Source organism: Pontibacillus yanchengensis Y32 (assembly GCF_000770635.1).
GTDB lineage: Bacteria > Bacillota > Bacilli > Bacillales > BH030062 > Pontibacillus > Pontibacillus yanchengensis.
Genome location: NZ_AVBF01000003.1, coordinates 40,220 through 65,137, shown reverse-complemented (window position 1 = coordinate 65,137; position 24,918 = coordinate 40,220). Strand labels below are relative to the sequence as shown.

Sequence of the window (24,918 nt, the reverse complement as noted above, 5' to 3'; positions counted from 1 at the left end):
ATGGCAAATGAATGGTGGAAAAAAAGTATTGTATATCAAATTTATCCTATTAGTTTTAATGATACTACTGGGAATGGAAAAGGGGATATACAAGGAATCATCGAAAAGCTTGATTACTTAAAAGAACTAGGAATTGATGTTGTGTGGCTTTCGCCAGTTTATGACTCTCCTCAAGCAGATAATGGCTATGATATTCGTGATTATCGAGCTATTTTTGAACAATATGGAACAATGGAAGATATGGATTTGCTTTTAAAAGAATTGCATAACAGAGGTATGAAACTTGTCATGGACTTAGTTGTAAACCATACTTCTGATGAGCATCAATGGTTTATTGAATCAAGGAGTAGTAAGGAAAACGATTATCGTGACTATTATATTTGGAAAGATGGAAAAGAAAACGGGGATCCTCCAACAAATTGGGGTTCGATATTTAGTGGTTCTGCATGGGAATATGATGAACAAACGGAGCAGTACTATCTTCATTTATTTGCAAAAAAGCAGCCTGATTTAAATTGGGAAAATCCCAAGTTAAGAGAAGATGTATATAACATGATGAAATTTTGGTTAGATAAAGGGATAGATGGATTTCGTATGGATGTAATCAATTTCATCTCAAAAGATCAGGAGTTTAAGGATGGAGAAGTAAAACCAGGGGATAAATTCGGAGATCCAGGTCCATATTTTGTGAATGGTCCACGCATACACGAATTTTTGCAGGAAATGAACAATGAGGTTATGTCAAAATACGATATCATGACAGTTGGGGAGATGCCGGGAGCAAGTCCAGAAAATGCTATCGAATACACGGATCCTGCCAATCACGAACTAGATATGATTTTCACATTTGAACATATGGGGTTAGACGAAAAAAACGGAGATAAGTGGAACCTGAAACCTCTCAATCTAGTTGACCTAAAAGAGAATTTCGAAAAATGGCAGACCTCATTACATGGCGTAGGATGGAATAGCTTGTATTGGAACAACCATGATCAGCCTAGAATTGTTTCTAGATTTGGTGACGATGAAGCCTATCGAGAGAAGTCTGCAAAAATGTTAGCTATATGTCTGCATATGATGCAAGGCACCCCCTATATTTATCAAGGGGAAGAGTTAGGCATGACGAATATTCGTCTTAATCACCTAGAAGATTATCGAGATATCGAAACGCTGAACATGTATAAGGAAAAATCAGACCTAGGCTGGTCACATGAAGAGATTATGGAAGCTATTTATGCAAAGGGCCGGGACAATGCCCGAACTCCAATGCAATGGAGCAATGAGAAAAATGCAGGTTTTACGAACGGAACTCCATGGCTGCAGGTAAATAGTAACTATGAAACTATCAATGCTGAAGCTGCATTAGCGGATGAGGATTCTATTTTCTATTTTTATCAACGTCTTATCCAACTACGAAAAGAGTTAGATGTCATTACGACTGGATCCTTTGCATTACTTATGAGAGATGATCCGAATGTTTTTGCCTATCGACGTGTAGGGGATGGGGAATCACTTATTGTGTTGTGTAATTTTTCTGGGAAGGAGGTTGAGTTAGCTCAGGAGGTTGTTGAAGAAATAAGTGGAGCTAGTGTTCTAATAACCAATGAAAATAAAAGTTCCGCAACTGGAACATTATCGCCTTATGAAGGGACCGTTTTTAAACATTAAAATTTATACAACCATAACAAAACAATAAGTTCTTTAAAGCATGGAGGATTAGAAGTCTGTAATCATTAAGAAATTAATGGTTACAGGCTTTTTTACACTTTTAGAAAGTTTAAATCTTTTCAAGGATGAAAGTAAGAGTGCAACTAGGCCTCTGTCTGCACCAAAGGCTTGCTACTCGGCGAGTTTTCTTTAAAAGTAAAGAAAGTTGTTGGTTATTACAAGATTAACTTTAGCGCTTTGAGTTTACCTTTACTGTGAAAAAGTATGCCACTACAGTCTTTCGGAATAATAGTTATTAATACTTTTTTAATATTTTTATAAGTGGTTGATAAGAATTCCTTGGCATAATGGTCTTAGTTGAAAGGGAGGTATTGGGATGGAGAAGACACCAGTCGCTGAATTAATAAATGTAAAGAAACGAATAGGAAAGACCACGATTATTGATGATATATCGTTGCAAGTTTTTCCTGGTGAGGTATTCGGTTTTCTTGGGCCAAATGGAGCAGGGAAAACAACGACGATTCGCATGATGGTAGGATTAATGGATATAACAGAAGGAGAAATTCTGATTCACAATCATAGCATTAAAAAGAATTACGAAAAAGCTATAGCTCATGTTGGGGGGATTATTGAAAATCCTGAGATGTACAAATTTCTATCTGGGTATGACAATTTGATTCACTATGCAAGAATGGTTCCAACAAAGATTACAAAGGACCGGATACAAGAAGTAGTGAAGTTGGTGGGATTGGAAAAAAGGATTAAAAACAAAGTGGGGAGTTATTCCTTAGGGATGAGGCAAAGACTAGGACTTGCGCAAGCATTACTTCATTCTCCTTCCTTGTTGATCCTGGATGAACCAACAAATGGATTGGATCCTGCAGGTATTCGTGAAATTCGAAATTATATCCGCAGAATTGCTCATGAGGAAAACATGGCTGTGTTTGTTTCCAGTCACCTTCTTGCTGAGATGCAATTGTTGTGTGACCGTATCGGGATTATCCAGCATGGAAGGTTAATCAGTGTGGAAACCGTTGGGGACTTTGTCGGCTCCTCTTCTAAGGAAGGAGTTCGTTTCTATGTATCGCCGTTGGATAAAGCAGTGGAATTACTGAACTCCACTTACGGGTCCGTAATAGTAAAGGAAGGTAATGATTTTGTTGATGTGTCTGTTACGTATGAGGAGATTGCAGAAATGAATGAATTATTTGTTAAACATAACCTGAAGGTGTACGGAATTACGACCATCCATTCAACATTAGAAGAGAAATTCCTCGAAATTACGGGAGGTGGAAACTAGATGATGAAATTATTAAAATTAATCCAAAATGAAAATATGAAGTTATATAAACGATTAGGAACATGGGTGATGATTGGGTTAGTCGTATTCGCAGTTTTGGCGGTTGGGGTATTTTCCGCATTCATTATGGAATCAGATGATAATGCCAACTGGAAAGAAAGACTTCAATTAGAAAATACTCAATTACAAAAACAGTTAGAATCAAGTCCCTTAAAGGGGGCAGGTGAAACGTACGTAAAAAAACAAGTGGCGATTAACAACTATCGAATTGAACATGATATTCCTCCTGTTGATTCTAAGTCCCTTTGGGGGTTCATGATTGATGCAACGAATTTTACTGGACTCATCGCATTATTTACAATTGTTGTAGCTGGCGGTATGGTTGCCAGTGAATTCTCCTGGGGTACCATTAAACTATTATTAATCAGGCCGGTAAGCCGTACTAAAATTATTTTATCGAAGTACATTTCGACGATTTTATTTGCTTTTTTCAGTTTGGTATTATTATTTGGTTTTTCATTCATTGTAGGAAGCATATTCTTCGGAGTTGGAGGTGCAGATCAACCATATCTGGTATACAATAACGGAGAAGTTCTAGAGAAGAGCATGGTGATGCATATCATTAATCTTTTTGGGTTCAATAGTATTGACCTTCTAATGATGGTCACGTTAGCCTTTATGATTTCCACTGTATTTCGCAGTAGTTCTCTTGCGATTGGCATCTCTATCTTTTTATTATTTACTGGACCTCAACTTATTCAATTGTTAAGCACTTATGATTGGGTGAAATATGTGTTGTTTGCGAATACGAACCTTCAGCAGTACACGAATGGTGTTCCACTGGTTGAGGGGATGACGATGACTTTTTCTGTTACTGTATTAATTGTTTATTTTATAGTGTTTACTTCATTAACGTGGTTTGTGTTCAAAAAGCGTGATGTAGCCGCATAATGTAAGAATGAATAAAGGCGGGCTGTTATGAACGAAGAAAAAATATTAATTGTTGAAGATGAAAAGGAACTTGGTGAACTAGTCAGAGATTATCTTCAAGTAGAAGGCTATGAAGCAATCCTTACCTATGACGGGGAAGAGGGTATTGCTCAATTTTATAAAGAAAAACCAATCATGGCTGTACTAGATATTATGCTACCGAATATAGACGGAATCGAAGTGTGTAGAAGGATTCGAAAAGAATCGAACATTCCTATCTTAATGATGAGTGCGAAAAAGAGTGATACCGATAAAATAATAGGACTTGGTATCGGGGCAGATGATTATATGTCAAAGCCGCTCAGCCCTGGGGAGTTAGTGGCTCGAATCAAAGCCCATCTACGTCGTTATAAACATTTTTCCAATAACAAAGAGGAAACATATGATCACATCATCGAGTATAGGAACTTGAAATTGGACGTAAAAAGATATGAGTTGTATGTAAATGAGGAAAGGGTTAGTGTATCAGCAACGGAATTTAAGTTGCTTCACTTACTACTTTCCCATAAGGGTCAAGTATTTTCCAAGGAACAACTGTATGAGAAGGTATGGGGTTATACCGATTATGGCGATATCAACACGGTTACGGTTTATATGAGTAAAATAAGAGACAAAATTGAAGCGGACTCGACTAAACCTCAGTATATACAAACCGTGTGGGGCGTTGGATACAAATTCAACGATTCCTTATGAAATCCAGTTTAAAAACAAGGCTTGTCCTAGCATTTCTCTCTACAATTACTGTTCCCATTCTTATAGCTATCTTGACCTTATACCTTGGTGCTGATCAACTATCTAATGGGGAAGACGACCAGTTAGATCAGCTTTTTTCCGATGTGAAAAAGGAAATAAGGATGACGGAAGATGAACTTCCTGATAGAAATGCTTTCTACAATGAAATCAAACCTCTTCTGGATCAGTATGATATGAATGTAACCATTTATACAGAAGATAGAGAATTAATTTTTGATTCAAAGAACTACAGAGAAGTCGATGAGGTGAATAGTTTTCTCCCTAACTTCAATACGTTTACCATTCAAGTCCAACCAGAAACAGGCATAATGTGGGACGTTACGATTCAGGCCAATTCTTCTCAAAATGCACCCTTTCAAAGGATGACTCATATTGTACACATTCTTCTCCTCAGTGTAGGTATGGGGTTACTGACGTTGATTTTAATGATTGTTATTTGGACGACATATATATCTAGGACTGTTTTAACCCCTTTAAAACATATTTATCAGGCAACAGAAGAAATGAGAGAAGGGAACCTGGATTATCCTATTGTGTATAAAAGAAAAGATGAGATTGGCCGTTTCATTGAAGGTTTTAACGTTATGAGGCAGCATGTGAAAGATTCCTTTAAGAAGCAGAAACAATATGAAGACTCAAGAAAGGAATTAATTGCCAGCATCTCCCACGACCTTCGTACACCATTGTCTTCGATAAAAGGATATGTGGAAGGGCTACGTGATGGGATCGTTCAAAATGAGGAAATGAAACAGCGCTATCTTCAAGTAATCCATAATAAAACCGAGCATCTTGACCATTTAATAGAAGACTTATTCGAGTTCTCTAAGATGGAAGTTGATCAGCTTCCTATCGAGAAAGAAGTCGTGAATGCCTCGGTTTACTTTGAGAAGCTCATTACAAAGCATCAATTTGAACTTCGAAATCAAGCTGTGGAATTGACTTACACAAATGTCGAGGAAAAGCCAACGAGTATCTTGTTGGATCCGGTCCGTGTTGAACAGGTTATGAGTAACCTAATCGATAATGCAGTTCGGTATGGAAGCGATCAAATCAATATTAAAGTTCATACTAATGATTTAGAAGGAACTATAGCCATAACTATTACTGATAATGGACAAGGTATAAGAAATGAAGATATACCTTATATCTTCACATCCTTTTACCGTGGAGAAAAATCTCGTTCTACCTACAGTGGTGGGTCAGGATTGGGACTGTCCATTGTAAAGTATATTGTCAAAGCTCACGGAGGAGATATACATGTGGAAAGTGAGCTAGGTAAAGGGAGTTCGTTTATTTTTACCCTTCCGTTGTATGTGAAAGGGTCCAATTCCAATATCTATGAATAAAACGAGGTAAGAGTATGCAAAGGTAAAAAGTTTTTGTGTACTCTTTTGTTTTTTCCATGATTTATATTATTTATGTTCTAAAGTAAAAATAACGTAATAATCTTGAATGTAGATAACATGAACAAGTACTTGTTAGTTTAGATGAACTAGTACAGGTAGTAAGAGAAGGTTCTTATCAAGTCTATAAAGATACCATTAGAATATGGGAATGTTTTCAATAATAGTAACCATTTGGCTTCGCAAAAATATCGAAATAGTCGGCCAAATATAAGTTTTCGACTACATAAATATGATAAAATAAAAGTATAAAGTGAATAAAAATACAATAAACCAAAGAGGGTGAATGGTTATGAAGTGTTTGGTTGCTTATGATGGTTCGGAGTTAAGCAGGAAAGCTTTGGAACAAGCCATGTACCAAAATCATGATGGTGCTCCGATAGAAGTGCATATCGTGACAGTTGTTAGCCCAAATGGACCTTATACCAACCCCGGTTTATATCAAAGTATTGAGAATAGCCTAATGGAGAAAGCAAAAGCTGAGTTAGATAGTACCGTAGAAGAAATTCAGGATATCTATAATGTTACGATTAACATTGAAGTCCTGACAGGCAACCCTGGCAATAGCATAGCCAAGTATGCCAAAGAAAACGATATTGAAATGATCATTATCGGGAGTAGAGGGCTAGGCAATATTAGGGGATTCTTCCTTGGAAGTGTGAGCCACAGGGTTGTCCAGCAAGCGGATTGTCAGGTAATGATTGTTAAATAAACGAAGGGATGGAGTAAACTAGTACTCCATCCCTTTTTCTTACAATTAATTAATCGAATTTTAAAAGTCACAAAAATGTCGAAATAATCGGACAACTACCCTGCGAATACGTGCTAAATATGTTAAACTAATAGTGAAAGGTGAATGAATATACAATAAACCAAAAGAGGGTGAGTGATGATGACAAAACTCTTGGTGGCGTATGATGGTTCTGATTTAAGTAAGAAAGCATTAGAAGAAGCCATGCATCAACATCATGATGGAGACCAGATGGAATTGCATATCCTCAAAGTAGTGAGTCCCGATGGCCCTTATTCAAACCCTGGTTTATATCATAGTATTGAAAATAGCCTTGTGGAGAAAGCTAAAGAAGATTTGCAATTAATGAAACAAGAACTTGAAGAAAAATATGAGACTATTACAGTAAACACTGAAGCCCTGACAGGTGATCCTGGTAACGTTATTTCCGAATATGCAAAAGCACATGATATTGAAATGATAGTGATAGGTAGTCGAGGATTAGGAAACATTAAAGGTTGGTTCCTAGGAAGTGTTAGTCACAGAGTTGTGCAACAGGCGGATTGTCAGGTGATGATTGTTAAATAGATAAGTGAAAAAATCGAGCACATTGGTGCTCGATTTTTTTGTTGTCTAGCGAAATTATAAAATTCAATGCTTGTGTATAACTGAAAAAGTGGTGCGGCCACGTCCAGCTCCAGCGCCCAGCGACTAGTATGCTTCCCTCGCCTCCGTATGATAAGTTAACATCGAATCACTTCGTTCTTCGTGTTGCCTTTATCTCCTACGGCTCAGTCCAGCATATACGTCGCTAGCAGGGCGCTTGCGCTTTTGTTCTGAGGATTTGAATGTTTCCATGGATCCATTAGCTTATGTTGATACTTAGCATGTACAAATGTTCGCTAAGTTACATCCCGCATAATGAGTTAGTAGTTAACCATTCATATAAGATTGAACATGCTTCAAAAACAAATTAAAAAAATAATAAAAATTCTGAAAATTATATTGACCTCGTGGGGGATTGTTGGTAAGCTTTACTTAAGTTGCATACATTGTATACGAAGAATACAAAGAAAACGAAATAGGTGAAGTAAATGAGTAATCAAGCCACAAATGGAAGCTTTCTAGAAAAGAAGGTGTACGAAGATATTCGTATGATGATTACGAATGGTGAACTTAAGCCAGGGGACAAGATTATTCAAGATCAAATGGCGCATCGTTTAGGGGTGAGTAGAACCCCTCTTCGAAGAGCATTCAGTGAACTGGAGAGAGATTACTATTTAGAGATAACAGCTCAAGGTGTTTTCGTTAATCAATTTTCAACAGAATTTCTTACTTCAATATGGGAGGTGAGGGCAGTTCTAGAAGGGTTGGCTTGTAGACTATCTGCTGAACGGATGGATGAAGCTACTGTTCTATATTTAAGAACATTGTTTGCAAACGCTTACCCGAAATTTGAAGAAGGAAATTACGACCCCTATCATAAAGCGGATCGCATTTTTCACACTACTTTATTAGAAGAAGCAAAAAACCCTGTGCTCAAGCGAAACATTGAAAATACGCAAGTTCTTTCCATTGCGTTAGACTTAGGAATTCTACGAAGCCCAGAAGAAACGTATCAGGAACATATGGACATATTAGACGCAATAGAAATGAAAGATTCTGAAAGAGCAGAGAAGCTAATGCTAGAACATATTCGCAGAACGACCCCACTATTAGCTGAGAAAGCCGATAAATAGGAGGTCGAAAATTTTTTACAAATCTTTGTATACAATGTATACGAAAACAAAATTAGAGAGGGGATTTTAAAATGGAATTAAAGAATTCACTAATTGTTGGGTTGTTGGGGAAATATGCTGATCGCTTTCATGAGTATCAACCTGCAAGAAGCATTTATGAGAACTTGAAAATTGCTAAAGATATACCAGGGGTAGATGGGATTGAAATCGTGTACCCTCAGGATTTTGAAGATTATGAGCGCACTGTTGAAGCGATTAAGGATACAGGATTAGCTGTTTCAGCTGTGAATTTAAACGTTAAGTCCGAATCTAAATTTAAATATGGATCCTTCACTAATCCAGATCCAACTATCAGGAAAGAAGCGATTACATATTTAAAGAAAGCCATGGATTTGGCAGCTGATTTAGGCACAGAAATGGTGACGTGTTGCCCTCTCATCGATGGGCATGATTATAATTTTCAGGTGGATTATCGAGATCAATGGAATTGGTTGATTGAAGGATTAAAAGAGGGAGCCTCACACCGTAGTGACATTAAGGTGAGTCTAGAATATAAGCCCTATGAGGCACGAAATAACATTATTTTAGCAGATATGGGGAGAACACTTCATGTATGCGATCGAGTTGGCCTACCCAATGTGGGTGTAACGATGGATGTAGGGCATGCATTAGCTGCTCAAGAAAATCCAGCTGAAATGGCGTGCTTAGCCGCTCAAACGGATCGTTTATTTTATGTTCATTTCAATGATAATAATCGTGCTTGGGATTGGGATATGCTACCGGGCTCTGTAAACCTATGGGACCTTGTGGAAACGCTTTATTATCTGGATCGAATGAATTGGTCAGGTTGGTTAACGTATGATGTATTTACTCGACACGGAGACCCTGCAGAATCATTTGCAGTCACCAATAACATTATGAAGCAAGCGCAAGAGTTAATGTACAACATTGGCCCTGAAGTCATTCAAGAATACGTGAATAAAGGGAATCCAGCTCAAACGTTTAATTTCCTATTCGAACAATTAGCTAGTAAGACGAGGGAGGATGCTAAATGTTAATTGGTTTAGGTAGCTTTATGTTTCGGTATTCTGTTGGAACCAACTCGTTTCAGCCAGAACATCCATTAGATGCTGTTGGCTTAGTAAAGAAAGCGGCAGAGTTTGGGGCAGATTTAGTGCAGTTTGCAGAAAATTTACCATTAGATGATTATACACAAGCAGATCTATTAAGAGTGAAAGAAGTAGCTAGCAAAAATAATATAGTACTAGAAGCAGGAACTGCAGGGGCAACAAAAGAGATATTATATAGACACTTAGAGATAGCTAAATCAATAGATGCTAAACTTGTTCGCGTTGCTCCTCATGCACCAAACCTAAACCTCACCTATCATGAGATTCGAGATGCAATCCTTTTAGTTCTTCCAGAGTACGAGAGAGCAGGAGTATCCATAGGGATAGAAAATCACTTTACTATGAAATCGGAAGATCTAGTTGCTCTTATGCAAGAAATAGATCATCCACTTGTTGGTACTTGTGTTGATACAGGTAATTCAATAGCACAACAGGAGTGGCCTTTAGAAACAGTTAAAATGCTTGCCCCTTTTGCGAAATCACTTCACTTAAAAGATTATGATATGCACATGCATCCAGAAGGTATTGGAGTTAATGTTAGGGGTTGTCCACTTGGCGAAGGAATGCAAGATATCCAAGAAGTAATGGGTATCATCCAACACTATGGCACGAATATAAATGTTGTGCTTGAACAATGGATGCCTAAATTAGAAAACGAAATAGATACATTAAAACAAGAAGAGGAATGGATTCGCAGAAGTCTAGCGAATGGGAAAAAGTTCATAGTAGCTAACGTATGATGTTTATATTGAGATTACCATATGGAGGGGTTACATGAGTACAAAAGATAAAATGATAGGAAGTTATTTGGGAGCCGCAATAGGAGATGCAATGGGAGGCCCAATGGAGAGCAGTCACTACAAACGAATTCAGAAATACATCGGGGAGGTTAAAGGGCTGCTTCGCTATGAAGAACCTTATCTGTTACCAGAAAGATTGACAGATCCTCAAGGGACTTTCTTTCCAGGTTATGCACTGCACCCAGAACCAGGTAGCATAACAGATGATACATTTTGTAGAAAAGACATAACTAAGTTCATTATCGAAACAAAGGGGGAGAGGACACCTGAAAAATTAGTTACCTGGCTATTAGAAAATGGGGAGTTAGACACTCAATGGCCTCAAATAATGGTAGGGGCTCTCCACAAGATTAAGAATGGGGAAGTAAGTGCTGAGGAATGTGGTCGTTCCTATAAACAAGGAGGTGGAATTGGTTGGTGGTTCCCAATTGGTATTATCCATGCAGGTGACCCTGAAGGAGCTGCAAAGGAAGGTAGATATTTATCAAGCATTTGGAAAGCTCCACTTGAACAAGATTTTGTAGCAGCTGTAGTTGCGGGTATTGCAGAAGGTTTGAAAGAAGATGCTACTTACCAATCAATGATTGATGCTATGTTACATCAATGCGGTCCTTTAGCAGCAACATTAATAAAGCGTGCAATTTCCATAGCGGAAGAAGCTACTGACATTTGGGATCTAGCAGATAATTTGTATCAACATGCTTTGATGCCAAATACAGCACACATTTGGGAGATTACAGACCAAGATCCTCCAATTGAAAGGGATGCACCATTGCCACCAAAAGTAGAGCCTTTAAACTATTCAGATGAGAGCTACACTACTTTTTTCTTTGCAGAGCAAATCCCTTTTGCAGTTGCTGCTTTTGTTTTTGAGGAAGGAAATGTAAGCGCTATCCCTGCCTGTTGTAATTTAGGAAGAGATACCGATACCAATGCTAATCTAGTAGGGGCTTGGGTAGGAGCATTACATGGTGAATCGGCTCTTCCAACAGAATGGGTTGAACAAGTTATAGAAGTAAATAAAAAGGAATTAGAAGTTCGGAAACTAGCTGAACAGCTTGCCATGGTAACCGTATAGGATGTAAAGAAAATGTTTTCGACTGGTGAAAAAATAAAGGGAGGGCATTTTATGTTTCGAATAAAAAATTTTTTATTTGTATTCAGTGTATTTTTAATCATGGGTGTTATAACGGCTTGTAGTGGTGGGGATTCAGCTAGTTCTTCAGAAACAAATAAGGCAGAAGGTAGCGATCAAGTAACCCTTGAGATTTGGGACTTTATGCAAGGAAGAGATGCTTACATTAATGTCATTGAAAAATTTAATGAAGAGCATGAAGACATACAGATTAAACGGACAGAAATCACCAGAAGTAATTTTGACTCGAAGATGATCAATGCTGCAGCAGCAAATGAACTACCTGACCTTTTTGTCAATTCTCACTCTCGTTTTCAGGCTTTTGCAGACGCTGGTATAGCTGCGAATATCTCTGACATGATTAATGAATCTGGGTTGGATCAAAAGTTCTTCGAAGGGTCATTAGAGCCACAAATATTTAAAGGGGATTATTATGGTTTGCCACTATACAACAACGACTTAGCCCTTTACTATAACAAAGAAATGTTCGAAAAAGCTGGACTAGATTCACCTCCTGAAACATGGGAAGATATCCGAGATTATGCAAATAAATTAACAAACGATAATGTGTATGGATTAGCTATGGCAGGATCAAAAGATGAACAGGGGACGTTCAACTTCTTACCTTGGATCTGGCAGGCAGGTGCTGACTTAGACACGTTATCTAGTGAAGAAGGTGTCAACGCAATTGAGTTCCGCCAGACTCTATTAGAGGATGGATCTGTCTCCAAAGAAATGCTTAACTGGCAACAGAATGATGCTAACTTACAATTCTTATCGGAACAGGCAGCTATGCAGATTAATGGGAGTTGGAATGTACCTACATTAAACAAAGAAGCTGAGTTTGAATGGGCGGTTGCTGAATTACCAAAAGGCAAACAACGAGCTACTATCATTGGTGGAGAAGCAATCGGAATTGGTTCCACCAGTAAACATAAAGAAGAAGCGTTTGAGTTTATGAAGTTCTTTTATGATGAAGAAACATACAAAAGCTTTATTCTAGAAGATGGTAACCTTCCAAGTATAAAGGCAATTGCAGAAGCTCCAGAGATTGTTAACGATCCCAATATGAAGGTGTTCACGAAAGGGTTAGAATACGCTAAATCGAGAGCTTATGGACCGAACTATCCTGAGATTTCAGCGGTGGTGCAAGAATTAGTACAAGCGACGGTTTTAGGAAAAGATGCTGAGAAAATTGCCAAAGAAGCAGAAAAGGAAATTAAGCCTCTACTAATGACAGAATAAAGATCCTCAATAGAATCTTCAAGTGATGGTGTTGTGGTATTAAACACAGCACCATTGCTATAAAGGAGGGCGTTCGAATGGACACGAAAACGGAAGCGACAAGGTTAAATATGAATACAAAGCAGAAGGTTAAGTACAAGAAAAATAGTAAGAAGAAAATGAATTGGATTACTGACCATCTTTTCTTATTTCCAACCATACTATTTTTCTTAATTTTTATACTTTACCCTATTTTATATAATATTATGTTGAGTTTCAAAAAGATGGATGTATCTAACTTCATGACAGGTGGAGTGTGGGCAGGTCTAGCAAACTATCAGGCTATATTCTCAGACCCTTTATTGTATAAAGCCTTACTTAATTCGTTTATCTTTACTTTTGCCTGTATTGTTATTGAGTTTATTATAGGGTTCGCTCTTGCATTATTATTTAGACAAAAGTTCCCTGGTGTAAACTTCATGAGAGGGTTAATCCTAGTTGTGTGGATGCTTCCATCCGTTGTAGTTGGAGTTCTCTATAAGTGGATCATGGCCGGAGATTCAGGAGTATTAAACTTTGTCTTAACGCAAGTAGGTTTGATTGAAGAAAATATATTATGGGTTTCAAGTGAGCAGTTTGCGCTAATCGCTGTTACTGCCGCAAATATATGGCATGGAATTCCATTCTACATGATTATTTTATTAGGTGGTCTTTCTACTTTACCTCGTGATTTATATGAGGCAGCCAAAATTGATGGAGCAAATGGTTGGAAGTCTTTTTTGAAAATAACTTTACCATTGATGAAGCCAACCGTATTAGTATTATTGATGCTTGGGCTGATAAACTCCTTCAAAGTGTTTGACCTTATCTATGTAATGACTGGTGGCGGACCATTAGATGCCACAACTGTTATTCCGTACTATGCTTATAAACTATCATTCTTGCAATTTAACTTTGGAGAAGGCGGAGCAGTTAGCGGAATTATGCTCATCCTTGTAATTATTCTTGCAATCGTGTATCTGAAACTAATGCAAAAGGAGGAAGCGAACTAATGGTAAATACAAATAATAGACGTACAATCCTATATATGGTGCTTGGTATTCTAGCAACGTGTATCATGATGTTCCCAGTTTATTGGATGTTTATCACGTCGATTAAGCCATTAAATGAAATTTTCTCCAGTCCACCGATCTTCTTTCCGAATGATCCTACTTTCAAACCATATATTGAGATTTTTCAAGGTGAAAAATCAATGCTATTGTATATGAAAAATAGCTTTATCATTGGCTCTGGTAGTATGTTACTAACCTTATTGCTTTCTGCACCAGCTGCATATGCTTTAGCACGTAAGAAAATTACGGGATTGGTCATCATTGTTGGAGTTCTCATTACTAGTCAGATGTTTCCAACCATTATTATGGCCACACCTCTATATATTATTTATCAAAAAATAGGACTTACCGATACATTTCTTGGGTTAATCATAGCGAATACGACTGTGTTATTACCGTTTGCAATCATCCTGTTACGTCCTTTCTTCTTAAGACTTCCTAAAGGATTAGAAGAAGCGGCGCTTATCGATGGATGCAATAAATTCACTACATTCTTTAAAGTAATTCTCCCTTTAACCCGGACTGGTTTAATTACAGTAGGAACTTTTACATTTTTGATGGCTTGGAATGAACTTCTTTTCGCATTAACGTTATCGAATGACAACTCTATGAGACCAGTAACTGTTGGTATTTTCAATTATATGGGGGAGTATCAGTCGGTTTGGAATAACTTAATGGCTGCCTCTTTTGTTTCATCTTTACCAATTGTGATAGCCTTCATCTTCTTGCAAAAGTATATTGTTGATGGTCTTACCACTGGGGCTACAAAAGGATAATAGGAAGGAGGGTTCATATGTGCTATGTACTAGGTATTGACTTAGGTACGAGTGGAGTTAAAGTGTTAGCTGTACGTCAAGACGGAGAAGTAGTTGGAGAAGCTACTAGAGAGTATCCACTATTACAGCCTCATCTAGGTTATAACGAACAAGATCCTGAAGATTGGGTGCAACAAACTTATTTAGCAATAGAAGAAGTTATTGAGAAAGCGGATATTGATGTAGCACATATTCAAGGGATTTCTTACTCGGGTCAAATGCATGGTTTAGTGTTGCTAGATGACCAAGGTAATGTGATTCGAAATGCGATTTTATGGAATGATACAAGAACATCTCAAGAATGCAAAGACATTGAAGAAAAACTTGGGGAAGAACTCTATGAAATCACAAAGAATCCTGCCTTAGAAGGTTTTACGTTGCCAAAACTACTTTGGGTGAAAAGGCATGAACCTGATCACTATAATAGAGCAACCACATTTTTATTACCTAAGGATTATCTGCGTTATCGAATGACTGGCAAATTACAAATGGAATATTCAGATGCAGCTGGTACATTATTATTAGATGTTGTCAATAAACAATGGAGTCAAATTATATGTGAGGTATTAGGGATTTCTGTCGATCTTTGTCCGGAATTAGTAGAATCACATCATTGTGTAGGAAATATTACAGAGGAAGCAGCTAAAAAATGTGGTTTGTCTTCTAGTACACTAGTTTTTGCAGGGGGGGCTGATAATGCATGTGGAGCTATAGGAGCAGGGGTGCTCTCTTCAGGAAAAACTTTATGTAGCATTGGTACCTCAGGAGTGATGTTGAGCTATGAGGAACATGACAAATGCCAACACAATGAAGCTGTTCATTATTTTAACCATGGAAAACAAGATGCTTTTTATGTAATGGGTGTAACGCTTGCAGCTGGCTATAGCTTAAGCTGGTTTAAAGACACGTTTGCTGCTGATGTAACCTATGAAAGTTTACTAGCGAAGATTAATCAAGTTCCAATTGGCTCTGATGGTTTGTTATTTACACCTTATATTGTTGGAGAGAGGACCCCTCACGCTGATTCTACAATCAGGGGAAGTTTCATTGGAATGGATGCTTCCCATACGTTCAACCATTTCACCCGTGCAGTGGTAGAAGGAATTACTTTTTCTCTTCGTGAAGCACTAGACATTTTACGAGAATCGAATCTTGAAATTAATCATATCTATTCCATAGGTGGTGGAGCAAAGAATAATACTTGGTTACAAATACAAGCTAATATATTTGATGCCACTGTACAAAAATTGGAGAATGAACATGGTCCAAGCCTAGGTGCTGCCATTTTAGCTAGTTATGGACTAGGTTGGTTTAATTCCTTAGAAGAATCTGTGAATACATTTGTTGTGTATGGAGAAACCTTCTACCCGCAACGAATTAAAGTAGACCAATATGAGCGGTTTTACAGAACTTTCAAACGAATTTATAGCGATACAAAAGCAGTAAATGAAGAAATAAAAACAATTAGGGATGATTGTTAATAAAAGTTGTAATTGATTAACGTTTAGATAATTTGGTTACATAGGCTATAGATAACTTTGAAGAGGAACAGCTCATGTAATCCAAAAAGCAGGAAGTTCATAATTTTAAATGTACATATAGCTAGTTGTTGCATGGGTTAATTAAACTTTCTTGTTCTTAAAATATTGTTCTCCTAAACAGTTAGTTAATAGTTCTCTTATCTTAGCTGTTTAATAATTTGAGCTAGAACTTTCTGTAGAATCCGAATTCGAACTATCTTTATCCAACGATGCAGGAGATGCTATAACTTTTTCCTCGAATGAGGTTGAGTATTGTTTGGATCGTTCCAATATGACCTATGTATATGCGGAGAGGTTTGGGACGAAAAGGTTTGCTAAACGGAAAGTAACAGAAATCCATACGATTCGAATTTTTGTGGATCATTCCAGTATAGAAATTTTTTGCGATAATGGAGAGACTGTTTTCACAAGCAGATTCTTTATTACAAATCTAAGTACGCTCACAGTAACAGAAGGAGTTAGTGGGAAATTATTTAGATTGGCTTCAATTGATTATGGTGTGGTAAGGGATGCAAACAGTCATGTCATATAATTAATGTAGAGGGCTGTAACCATTACAATTAATGGTTACAGTCTTTTTTTGCGTGTAATGAAACCCGCTACAATAACCAATACTAATACAATAATATTCGGAAGCGGGAGGAGTGGCATGGAACACTGGGAGTCAGTGATACCATTTGTAGTCATTATTGTGTTTGCCTTGTGGACGAAACAAGTATTACCAGGGTTGTTTATTGGATTACTAATCGCTTCCTTGATTGTAGAAGGTTCTTTTCTTGGTGGGATGGACGCTATGTCCTCCTATATCATTACGAATCTCACGAAAGATACAAAGATTCAAGTTATTGGTTTCTTATACATTTTCGCTGGCATTATTCAAATGACAAAAATGACAGGTGGCATCAAAGGTTTTATTGAATTAGTATCCAACCGTATTCAAACAAAAAAGCAGGCGATTTTCTTGAGCTGGCTTACTTTGGGAGGAACGTTTATCTCGCCAAATCTGCGTATTGTAACGGTAGCGCCTATTATGAATGCTATTCAAAATAAGCTTGATGTGAGGAAAGAACGGCTTAGTTTTGTGATTGAAGCAACGGCATTACCTGTTATTGCTTTAATTCCTATCGCGACGGCTTTTATTGGATATATGACAACCACGATTGAATTAGCTTTAGAAAATGAGGAGGTCAGTGGTGACCCGTATCTGTACTTCTTAAAAAGTATCCCCTTCAACTTCTTTTCGATTACGACGATTGTGCTTGCCCTTGTGTATAGTGTGGTAAAGCATCCGAAAATTTATAATCAGAATGAGGAGCAGGCTGATGAAAAAAGGGTAGATGAAGAAGGAGCAGAAGATAAAGATGTAAGAGCCAATGTGTGGAATTTAGTCATCCCCTTGTTTTTGGCGATAAGTTTGTCAGTTGTTTTATCATGGTGGGATGGGTATCAGCAGACACCAAGCATGATTCAGGCTTTTATGAAAGCGAATGTAACAAAGGCGATGTTTCATGCTATTTTGATTACACTTGTAATTACGTTCCTTCAGCACAGTATGGGTCGGTATTCTTTAAAAGAACTATTGCAATATTTCTTTGAGGGCGGGAATAAACTCATACCTGCGTTTCTCTTGTTTGCTTTAGTGTGGGGATTGGCGTCTGCTACCAAGGATTTAGGATTATCACCTTTTGTAACGGAAACATTAGGAGTGATTCCAGAAGCTTTCATCCCACCTGTCACCTTTTTATTAGGATCGGTTTTAGCTTACTTTGTAGGTTCAGCGTGGGGTTCATGGGGGTTATTGATGCCTATTGGTGTTTCACTTGCAACAACATCAGATCTTCCACTAGCCCTCTTAATCGGTATCGTATTCGCAAGCGGCACAGTAGGAGGGCTAGTCTCGCCTCTTAGTGCCACCACTGCAACTATGTCAAAAATTATGGGCTTTAATACCGTCACCTATTCAGGCTATAAGCTTAAACACAGCGCAGTTCCATTTGTGCTGTCCGTAATTTTGTATGGCATTGTGATGTTAGTGCTTTAGGTGAGAGTGGGATGAAGGGACAGGTCCCTCGTCCCAAAACAGGTACCAAAAAAAGTGCCAGACCCCCGCTTTGGTAATGTGGTAATACTGTAAAGCGGTGGGGGTCTGGCACTTTATTTATTATGTGTGAGACGAGGGACCTGTCCCTGCGGCTCAAAATAGGTGGGGGCATGTGCCGCAGCAATGTGACTTGTCTCCTCCTTTGGCGAGGTAAGAGAGGCAGCAATGTTTTCGGATATACATCGGATCACCTTCTTGAGGGGTATGCAACTGAAAGGTAAATTGCAGCGGGTTTGTTTCATCGTTATCGAATAATTGATCGGATGTTAATAAATCCAAGTAGTGTTGGATAATCGAATGGTTTGCCCCTTCTTCTTGACCAAGGACTAGGCTTCTCTGGTGCAGGTTGTGTGATACCAATGAATGTAGATGAGAAGCCTTGCTCTTAGATGCTTTCGCCACAGCAGCAAAAAGTGGTTGAAGGTGTTCTAGTATAAACACTCGAATCAGTTTGTGAAATTCTTCTTCTGTTAGGTCGCTAATATGATGGATAGCTTCTTCTTCAATGTAGTATGCATTTGATTTTCCTTCTTCTAATTTAATCCCTACTTTTTCGGGTCTAAGATCAATCATAATTCCATGCTGTACCATCAGCACATATAATCCCATTCCTAATACAGAGTGCTTTTTGCCAAATAGGGTACCTATGATCGTGGGGTTGGTTAAATCCTGCTGTTGCTTTTGAATGTCAATGAACTGTCTAGCTTGGTCTTCCTTTTCGATAATGTCTTGCAATCGGAAATCAATTTTGTCATTAAAGTCGGAATCTATATAAATGAACGCATTCTGGGCTAAGTAGTTGTATAATTGTCTTTTGCTTTCTTGATCCATGGAGAATCCTCCTGAGTGGAATGTTTTATTTGATAATCGTTTTCAATTATAAGAGGAAGGACGCAGAATGACAATTGATATGTTCAGGGATGTAGCGACATATATGTAAGAAAAATCTTCTTCTTAGTTCAATAAATCAATCATCTATAAAGCGTGAAAATGTTGGAAGATAAGATTTCTACATGAAAGTTGTCATATGCAAATTATTAAACCCTATGGCTATGACATAGTATAATTACGCCGTAGGGTATAATGGAGATGATTTTGCTAGAAAGGGAAGAAATATGAATACATCATCAAATGATATTAGAATCGGAGTAAAAGAAAATAGTACGCAATTTATTTTATTAGTTGTTATTAATTTATTTGTAGGATCAATGGTTGGGTTGGAGCGGACTATACTCCCAATCATAGGAGAAGAGCGGTTTGGCCTTGCCTCCATGACTGCGGCGCTCTCATTTATTGTTAGTTTTGGTTTCTCAAAAGCGATTATGAATCTATTTGCAGGAACCCTTGCAGATAGGTTGGGACGTAAAAAGGTATTATTAGCTGGTTGGGCCATTGGGTTAGCTGTTCCGTTGCTTGTTATTTTTGCTCAAGCTTGGTGGATTATTGTCTTTGCAAATGTGCTGTTAGGGGTGAATCAGGCATTAACATGGTCGATGACAGTGAACATGAAGGTAGATTTAGCGAAATCGAATCAACGTGGATTGGCTGTTGGATTCAATGAATTTGCAGGTTATATCGGTGTGGCTTTAATGGCAGTTATATCAGGTTATATAGCTTCTGTTTATTCGTTAACTCCAGAACCTTTTTATATTGGTATTGGACTAGTTGTTGTTGGATTTATTTTATCGTTATTAGCTAAGGATACAGGCCAATATTTGAAGGTTCAATCTCAGCAACAACCTTCCAATACGATTTCTACATCAGAAGTATTTAAACGAACATCTTGGAAAGATAAAAATTTATCGAGTAGTAGCTTCGCAGGATTAACTACAAATCTGAAGGATGGCATGGCTTGGGGGCTCTTTCCTATCTTTTTTGCATCTGGTGGATTAACAGTAGGGCAAATTGGTACTATCATTGCCGTTTACCCAGCCGCATGGGGGTTTTTCCAATTGTTCACAGGAGTTTGGAGTGATAGAATAGGTCGAAAAGTTCTTATAGTGGGAGGCATGTTCGTTCAGGCCTTATCCCTTTGGTTCATCTTGCTGGTCAATGGATACTTATTATGGCTCGTTGGAGCGCTACTTCTTGGTATAGGAACTGCGATGGTTTACCCAACCATTATCGCTTCCATTAGTGATGTAGCAGAGCCTAAATGGCGGGCAACATCTCTTGGAATCTACCGTTTCTGGCGAGATAGCGGCTATGCATTTGGAGCTTTACTTGCAGGGTTATTTGCTGATCTATTAACCGTTCACTGGGCCATTGGCCTTGTCGCTATCCTCCCACTATTATCAGGAGTGCTGTCGTTAACGAGAATGCAGGAGACTTTAGTGAGATGAAATGGTGGGACGAGGGGACAGGTCCCTCGTCCCATTTTTGGTGCCAGACCCCCGCTTCAGTAATGTGGTGATACTGTAAAGCGCTGGGGGTCTGGCACTTTTTTTGAGCAGAGGGACCTGTCCCCGCGTCTCAGCACCTAAAATAACACTTGCAAAACTAATGGTATTAGTTATAATGAAACTAATACCATTAGTTTTTAAGTTTATTAGGGGGAATACCTATGAAGGTTACTCAATCGAACCAAGTGTATATGCTTTCGTTTATGCCAACGTTTTTTCCGATTAATTGTTATTTTATTGAGGAAGAGAACTCCCTTACATTAATTGATGCAGGGATGCCTTTTAGTAAAAAGTCCATTTTAAAAGCAGCAGAAGATATAGGGAAACCTATCCAGAGGATTGTATTAACTCATGCTCACACAGATCATGTTGGTGCGCTAGATGGTTTAAAGAAAGCACTACCAAAAGCTGAAGTGCTGTTACCTGAAAGAGAACTAAAGATTTTAAATGGAGATTTAACGTTAGAAGAAGGGGAAGGAGAATCGCCTATAAAAGGGGGAGCCCCTAAGAACATTCAGACAAAACCTGACACCTTATTAAAGGATGAAGACCGAATAGGTTCATTGCGAGCGATTTCTGCTCCTGGCCATACACCAGGGATGATGGCTTTTTTGGATGAACGAAGCAATAGTTTGATAGCCGGCGATGCGCTTCAAACAAAAGGAGGAGTAGCTGTAGCGGGGGATATGAAGTGGAGTTTTCCTTTTCCAGCTTTAGCTACTTGGAACAAAAAAGTGGCTATTGAAACAGCTGAGCGGTTACTGGATTATACCCCTTCTTTGTTAGCAGTGGGCCACGGAAATTGGATTCATAATCCAGAAAGTGAGATTAGAGATGCTATTATAAGAGCTAAACAATCTTTGCAGGGGGAATAAACAATGTCACCAAGAGCTGGGCTAAACCAAACGCTCATTATCGATAAGGCTCTAGAAATCGCTAACAAGGAAGGGATTGAGTCGGTGACCATTGCTTCTTTGGCAAGAGAATTAAATATAAAGTCTCCATCGTTATATAATCATGTCAAAAATTTAGGAGATATTAGAGAAGCGATGGCTATCCAAGCGATAAAACAAATGGAACAGCACTTAAGATCATCTACTATTAGCTTGGAAAATGGTGAAGAAACCATTCGAGCCATTGGGAAAGCCTACGTGCAATTTGCTAAACAACATCCAGGGATATATGAAGCTTTGTTATCAGCTCCTGATCCATCTTCTCAAAATGTTATGAAAGCAGGGGAAGGGATTGTCACGCTAATCAAAGAGGCTTTATCACCATATCCATTAACAGAAGTGGGTATGATTCATGCTGTAAGAGGATTAAGGAGTCTCCTCCATGGATTGGTAGATTTACATTATAGGGGAGGCTTTAATTTAGATGTTGATTTAGAAGGGTCACAGGAATTTATGGTGGAAACGTTTATTAAGGGATTATGATGAGATGCGGTAATGGGACGAAGGGACAGGTCCCTCGTACCAGAAATTGGCTTTTGATTATAAAATGTAAATGATTTCAATAAAAAAGATGGGTTATCCTCTGGATAGCCTATCTTTTGTTATACCTGTAATAATGAAGCACACTATACATGCAACTGATGTAACTATAATTGCAAGAATTAATCCAATTGCAATAATAAATGTATCTTCCCCTGGGTAACTAGGCGTTAACGTTACCAACCAATAAATAAACAAAAGAGTGGAACCTATGTAGAAGCTAATTCCGATAAGACTCATCTTCACACGTTCCATTCTAGATCCTTTCCATGATTTATGAACAACTAACCAAAAATAGATACTTACTACAACTGCAAAAAGCATAATAATTAAATGCACATAAGGTATGGTTAGTAGTGTTAAACCGTACAGCATGAGAATGGTAGAAATAAATAAAACAGCATTTATCCCAAACAAAAACACTCCAGCTAAACGATAATCTTGAAACCATTTAGAATCTTGCAGTTTAGATACAATTCCATGATTTTCAGAAACAATGGATAAGATGGGCTTCTTGAAATAGAGCAAAAATACGATTCCAATCAACCCCATTAGTAAAATAAATGACATCATTTCCTCTCCTTCCCTTGATTATTTCTACCTATAATAACAGTATTCCTTCCATTGTGGGACGAGGGACCTGTCCCCTCATCCCACTGCACAATTTCTCGATAATTATCATATAAAATAAATTCAGGAATTGATAGAGAGGAAGATAGATGTGTTTTATAAAGGAATAATACTAGCAATAGTGACTGGGACATTACTATTATCAGCGTGCAGCCAAGAGCAAGCTGAAAGTGATGATTACCTGCAGGAATTTGATGGGAAGTTAGAACATGTTCATGGTTTAGGGTATATGGGAAGTGATGCTGATCTTGCCTTTGCATCACATGATGGTTTGAAATTTTATCAGGATGGGGCATGGTATTCTACTTCTCAGCAAAATAATGACTATATGGGATTCACCGCAGTAGATGAAGGGTTCTATACAAGTGGACATCCTGGCAAAGATTCTAACCTCCCAAACCCTCTAGGTGTACAAAAGAGTTCAGATAAGGGGAGAACGCTAGAGAAAGTAGCATTTGAAGGAGATTTTGATTTTCACGTCATGGGTGTGGGTTATAACAATCACACAATGTATGTAGTAAATGGTCATGAGACGAACGAGCTTTCTATGGGTGTACATAAAAGTACAGATAATGGAGAGAGTTGGGAAAAGGTAGAGGCTTCAGGACTTCAAGGAGAGGTCATATCCATTGCTGTACACCCTGAAGATAATGAACGTATAGCTGCTGCTTCCAAAAAGGGGATCTATCTTTCTGAAGATGGAGGTTCCACTTTTACTAGAATAACAGAAGAAACGAACGGTACGATGGTTCATTTTACCGATGAGTTTCTGTACTATGGATATTTCGATAGTGAAGCTAGACTCGTAAACTATCATTATCAGGATCAAAAGAAAACGCAACTACCATTACCAGAATTAAAGCAGGATGCAGTAGCCTATTTCGCGCAACATCCTGAGAACGCTGAAGAAATGGTGTTTCTATCCTTTAACAATCACGCATTCCAAACAACCAATGGCGGAGATAAGTGGAAAACGATTGTAGAAGCAGGAGAAGTACAAGAGTAGTGGGAATTCTACTCCATAGCAACTGAGGTATGGAATTCAATTAATAGAGCAATCAACATACACCCAATCATTCTCCACAATGATTGGGTGTTAACTAGTGAAAGCTATACGTATTTTTTTAATTAAGAAATCGTTCATAATACGTCTCTAGTACTAGCAGGGAGGAGGTATTTACGTGTATGGAACGTTTAGCAGAGTGGCTTCATGGCTTAGTGATCCTTTGTTACAGCTTGCTAACGGGTATAACCATATTCCGCTACTAGCTGCTCTATTTCTGGGATTAGTAGGTGCAGTAGCTCCTTGTCAAATTACTGGTAATATTGGAGCTTTGTCACTCTATGGAAATCAGTCATTACAAACAAAGACTTCATGGCGCCACATTGGTCTATTTATTGCAGGGAAAATAGTAGTATTTTCTGCTTTAGGAGCACTTGTGTGGGTATTTGGACAGGAGATAAGAGGACAGTTGACCCTATTTCTTCCTATTATACGAAAGCTTATCGGCCCCACTCTTGTATTCGCTGGCTTATATTTAATTGGTGTTATAAAGATTAGGAAAACGCTGAAACTCGGAAGCATTTTCGAATCCTTTCAAGACAAACCGGGTATTGGTAGCTTTTTTATGGGGGTAAGCTTTTCGTTAGCTTTTTGTCCTACTATGTTCATTTTATTTTTTGTAACATTGATGCCCCTTGTTCTTTCTACTTCATACGGAATAGTATTGCCCAGTATATTTGCGGTAGGGACGTCTTTACCTGTTTTATTTATTCTATTCCTGATATGGTACTTTGACATGAGTGGTATATTACTTAAAAGAAGTCGTATGATAGGGAAGGTTGTCCAAATCATTACTGGATTTATACTTATTGTAATTGGGATTTTGGACACTCTTACATACTGGCTCTAAATTCAAACATAACGAGGGTCTCGAAATATGAATAAACTA

General features: G+C 38.1%; 23 protein-coding genes and 1 pseudogene. 22 read left to right on the top strand and 2 right to left on the bottom strand.

Annotated features, from left to right (window positions below; all coding sequences use genetic code 11):
• The 17 genes and pseudogenes from N782_RS01960 to N782_RS01880 all read left to right on the top strand — a co-directional run bounded on the left by N782_RS01960 (position 1) and on the right by N782_RS01880 (position 18,381).
• Positions 1 to 1,668 carry an alpha-glucosidase gene (locus N782_RS01960; RefSeq protein WP_036815589.1) on the top strand — a complete coding sequence of 556 codons (1,668 nt, stop codon included), beginning with the start codon at positions 1 to 3 and terminating at the stop codon, positions 1,666 to 1,668.
• A gap of 376 nt (positions 1,669 to 2,044) precedes the next feature.
• Entirely contained in the window at positions 2,045 to 2,968 is a 924-nt protein-coding gene (locus N782_RS01955) for an ABC transporter ATP-binding protein (RefSeq protein WP_036815588.1), read from the top strand.
• A complete protein-coding gene (locus N782_RS01950; protein WP_036815587.1) occupies positions 2,969 to 3,919 on the top strand; it encodes an ABC transporter permease in 951 nt (316 codons plus the stop codon). It begins immediately after the preceding gene.
• A gap of 27 nt (positions 3,920 to 3,946) precedes the next feature.
• Positions 3,947 to 4,651, top strand: a complete 705-nt coding sequence (locus tag N782_RS01945; RefSeq protein WP_036815586.1) for a response regulator transcription factor — start codon at positions 3,947 to 3,949, stop codon at positions 4,649 to 4,651.
• Positions 4,648 to 6,057: a sensor histidine kinase gene (locus N782_RS01940; protein ID WP_052111109.1), complete on the top strand. Its 1,410-nt coding sequence runs from the start codon at positions 4,648 to 4,650 to the stop codon at positions 6,055 to 6,057. The genes N782_RS01945 and N782_RS01940 overlap by 4 nt, the downstream gene beginning before the upstream one ends.
• Before the next feature lie 349 nt (positions 6,058 to 6,406).
• Complete coding sequence (locus N782_RS01935) at positions 6,407 to 6,826, top strand: universal stress protein (protein WP_052111108.1); 420 nt, start codon at positions 6,407 to 6,409, stop codon at positions 6,824 to 6,826.
• Between the two features lie 177 nt (positions 6,827 to 7,003).
• Positions 7,004 to 7,432: a universal stress protein gene (locus N782_RS01930; protein WP_036815584.1), complete on the top strand. Its 429-nt coding sequence runs from the start codon at positions 7,004 to 7,006 to the stop codon at positions 7,430 to 7,432.
• 506 nt (positions 7,433 to 7,938) lie between these two features.
• Entirely contained in the window at positions 7,939 to 8,583 is a 645-nt protein-coding gene (locus tag N782_RS01925; RefSeq protein ID WP_036815583.1) for a GntR family transcriptional regulator, read from the top strand.
• Positions 8,584 to 8,654: 71 nt separating this feature from the next.
• Positions 8,655 to 9,641 (top strand): sugar phosphate isomerase/epimerase family protein, encoded by a 987-nt coding sequence (locus N782_RS01920; protein ID WP_036815582.1) that lies wholly within the window; start codon positions 8,655 to 8,657, stop codon positions 9,639 to 9,641.
• Positions 9,635 to 10,453: a sugar phosphate isomerase/epimerase family protein gene (locus tag N782_RS01915; protein ID WP_036815581.1), complete on the top strand. Its 819-nt coding sequence runs from the start codon at positions 9,635 to 9,637 to the stop codon at positions 10,451 to 10,453. Before N782_RS01920 ends, N782_RS01915 begins: the two co-directional genes overlap by 7 nt.
• A 34-nt stretch (positions 10,454 to 10,487) precedes the next feature.
• On the top strand, positions 10,488 to 11,591 hold the full coding sequence (locus tag N782_RS01910; protein ID WP_036815580.1) for an ADP-ribosylglycohydrolase family protein: 1,104 nt from the start codon (positions 10,488 to 10,490) through the stop codon (positions 11,589 to 11,591).
• A 51-nt stretch (positions 11,592 to 11,642) separates the two neighbouring features.
• Positions 11,643 to 12,893, top strand: a complete 1,251-nt coding sequence (locus N782_RS01905) for an ABC transporter substrate-binding protein (RefSeq protein ID WP_036815579.1) — start codon at positions 11,643 to 11,645, stop codon at positions 12,891 to 12,893.
• Positions 12,894 to 12,970: 77 nt separating this feature from the next.
• Positions 12,971 to 13,924 (top strand): carbohydrate ABC transporter permease, encoded by a 954-nt coding sequence (locus N782_RS01900; RefSeq protein ID WP_052111107.1) that lies wholly within the window; start codon positions 12,971 to 12,973, stop codon positions 13,922 to 13,924.
• Positions 13,924 to 14,760 (top strand): carbohydrate ABC transporter permease, encoded by an 837-nt coding sequence (locus tag N782_RS01895; protein WP_036815578.1) that lies wholly within the window; start codon positions 13,924 to 13,926, stop codon positions 14,758 to 14,760. The genes N782_RS01900 and N782_RS01895 overlap by 1 nt, the downstream gene beginning before the upstream one ends.
• Positions 14,761 to 14,777: 17 nt before the next feature.
• Complete coding sequence (gene xylB / locus N782_RS01890) at positions 14,778 to 16,280, top strand: xylulokinase (protein ID WP_036815577.1); 1,503 nt, start codon at positions 14,778 to 14,780, stop codon at positions 16,278 to 16,280.
• A 244-nt stretch (positions 16,281 to 16,524) separates the two neighbouring features.
• Positions 16,525 to 16,872, top strand: a pseudogene (locus tag N782_RS01885) (GH32 C-terminal domain-containing protein); the annotation flags it as partial.
• Positions 16,873 to 16,989: 117 nt separating this feature from the next.
• Entirely contained in the window at positions 16,990 to 18,381 is a 1,392-nt protein-coding gene (locus tag N782_RS01880) for a Na+/H+ antiporter NhaC family protein (RefSeq protein WP_036815575.1), read from the top strand.
• 153 nt (positions 18,382 to 18,534) lie between these two features.
• Here N782_RS01880 and N782_RS01875 read toward each other — a convergent pair whose 3' ends face one another.
• A complete protein-coding gene (locus N782_RS01875; protein ID WP_052111106.1) occupies positions 18,535 to 19,272 on the bottom strand; it encodes an IucA/IucC family C-terminal-domain containing protein in 738 nt (245 codons plus the stop codon).
• 284 nt (positions 19,273 to 19,556) lie between these two features.
• On the opposite strand from N782_RS01875, the gene N782_RS01870 reads away from it, so the two are divergent.
• The 3 genes from N782_RS01870 to N782_RS01860 all read left to right on the top strand — a co-directional run bounded on the left by N782_RS01870 (position 19,557) and on the right by N782_RS01860 (position 22,279).
• A complete protein-coding gene (locus N782_RS01870) occupies positions 19,557 to 20,783 on the top strand; it encodes an MFS transporter (RefSeq protein ID WP_036815574.1) in 1,227 nt (408 codons plus the stop codon).
• Positions 20,784 to 21,004: 221 nt separating this feature from the next.
• Complete coding sequence (locus N782_RS01865) at positions 21,005 to 21,718, top strand: MBL fold metallo-hydrolase (protein ID WP_036815573.1); 714 nt, start codon at positions 21,005 to 21,007, stop codon at positions 21,716 to 21,718.
• 3 nt (positions 21,719 to 21,721) lie between these two features.
• A complete protein-coding gene (locus N782_RS01860; RefSeq protein ID WP_036815572.1) occupies positions 21,722 to 22,279 on the top strand; it encodes a TetR/AcrR family transcriptional regulator in 558 nt (185 codons plus the stop codon).
• 93 nt (positions 22,280 to 22,372) lie between these two features.
• Here the strand turns inward: N782_RS01860 and N782_RS01855 are convergent, their stop codons facing one another.
• Positions 22,373 to 22,906, bottom strand: coding sequence for a hypothetical protein (locus N782_RS01855; RefSeq protein ID WP_036815571.1), 534 nt, complete (start codon positions 22,904 to 22,906; stop codon positions 22,373 to 22,375).
• 181 nt (positions 22,907 to 23,087) lie between these two features.
• Here N782_RS01855 and N782_RS01850 point away from each other — a divergent pair, with 181 nt between their 5' ends.
• Together N782_RS01850 and N782_RS01845 are read left to right on the top strand one after the other, a co-directional pair.
• A complete protein-coding gene (locus N782_RS01850; protein ID WP_161783060.1) occupies positions 23,088 to 23,972 on the top strand; it encodes a F510_1955 family glycosylhydrolase in 885 nt (294 codons plus the stop codon).
• A 175-nt stretch (positions 23,973 to 24,147) separates the two neighbouring features.
• The gene (locus tag N782_RS01845) at positions 24,148 to 24,879 is read left to right on the top strand and encodes an urease accessory protein UreH domain-containing protein (protein ID WP_036815569.1); all 732 of its coding nucleotides are present in this window, start codon (positions 24,148 to 24,150) and stop codon (positions 24,877 to 24,879) included.
• Positions 24,880 to 24,918 lie beyond the last annotated feature (39 nt).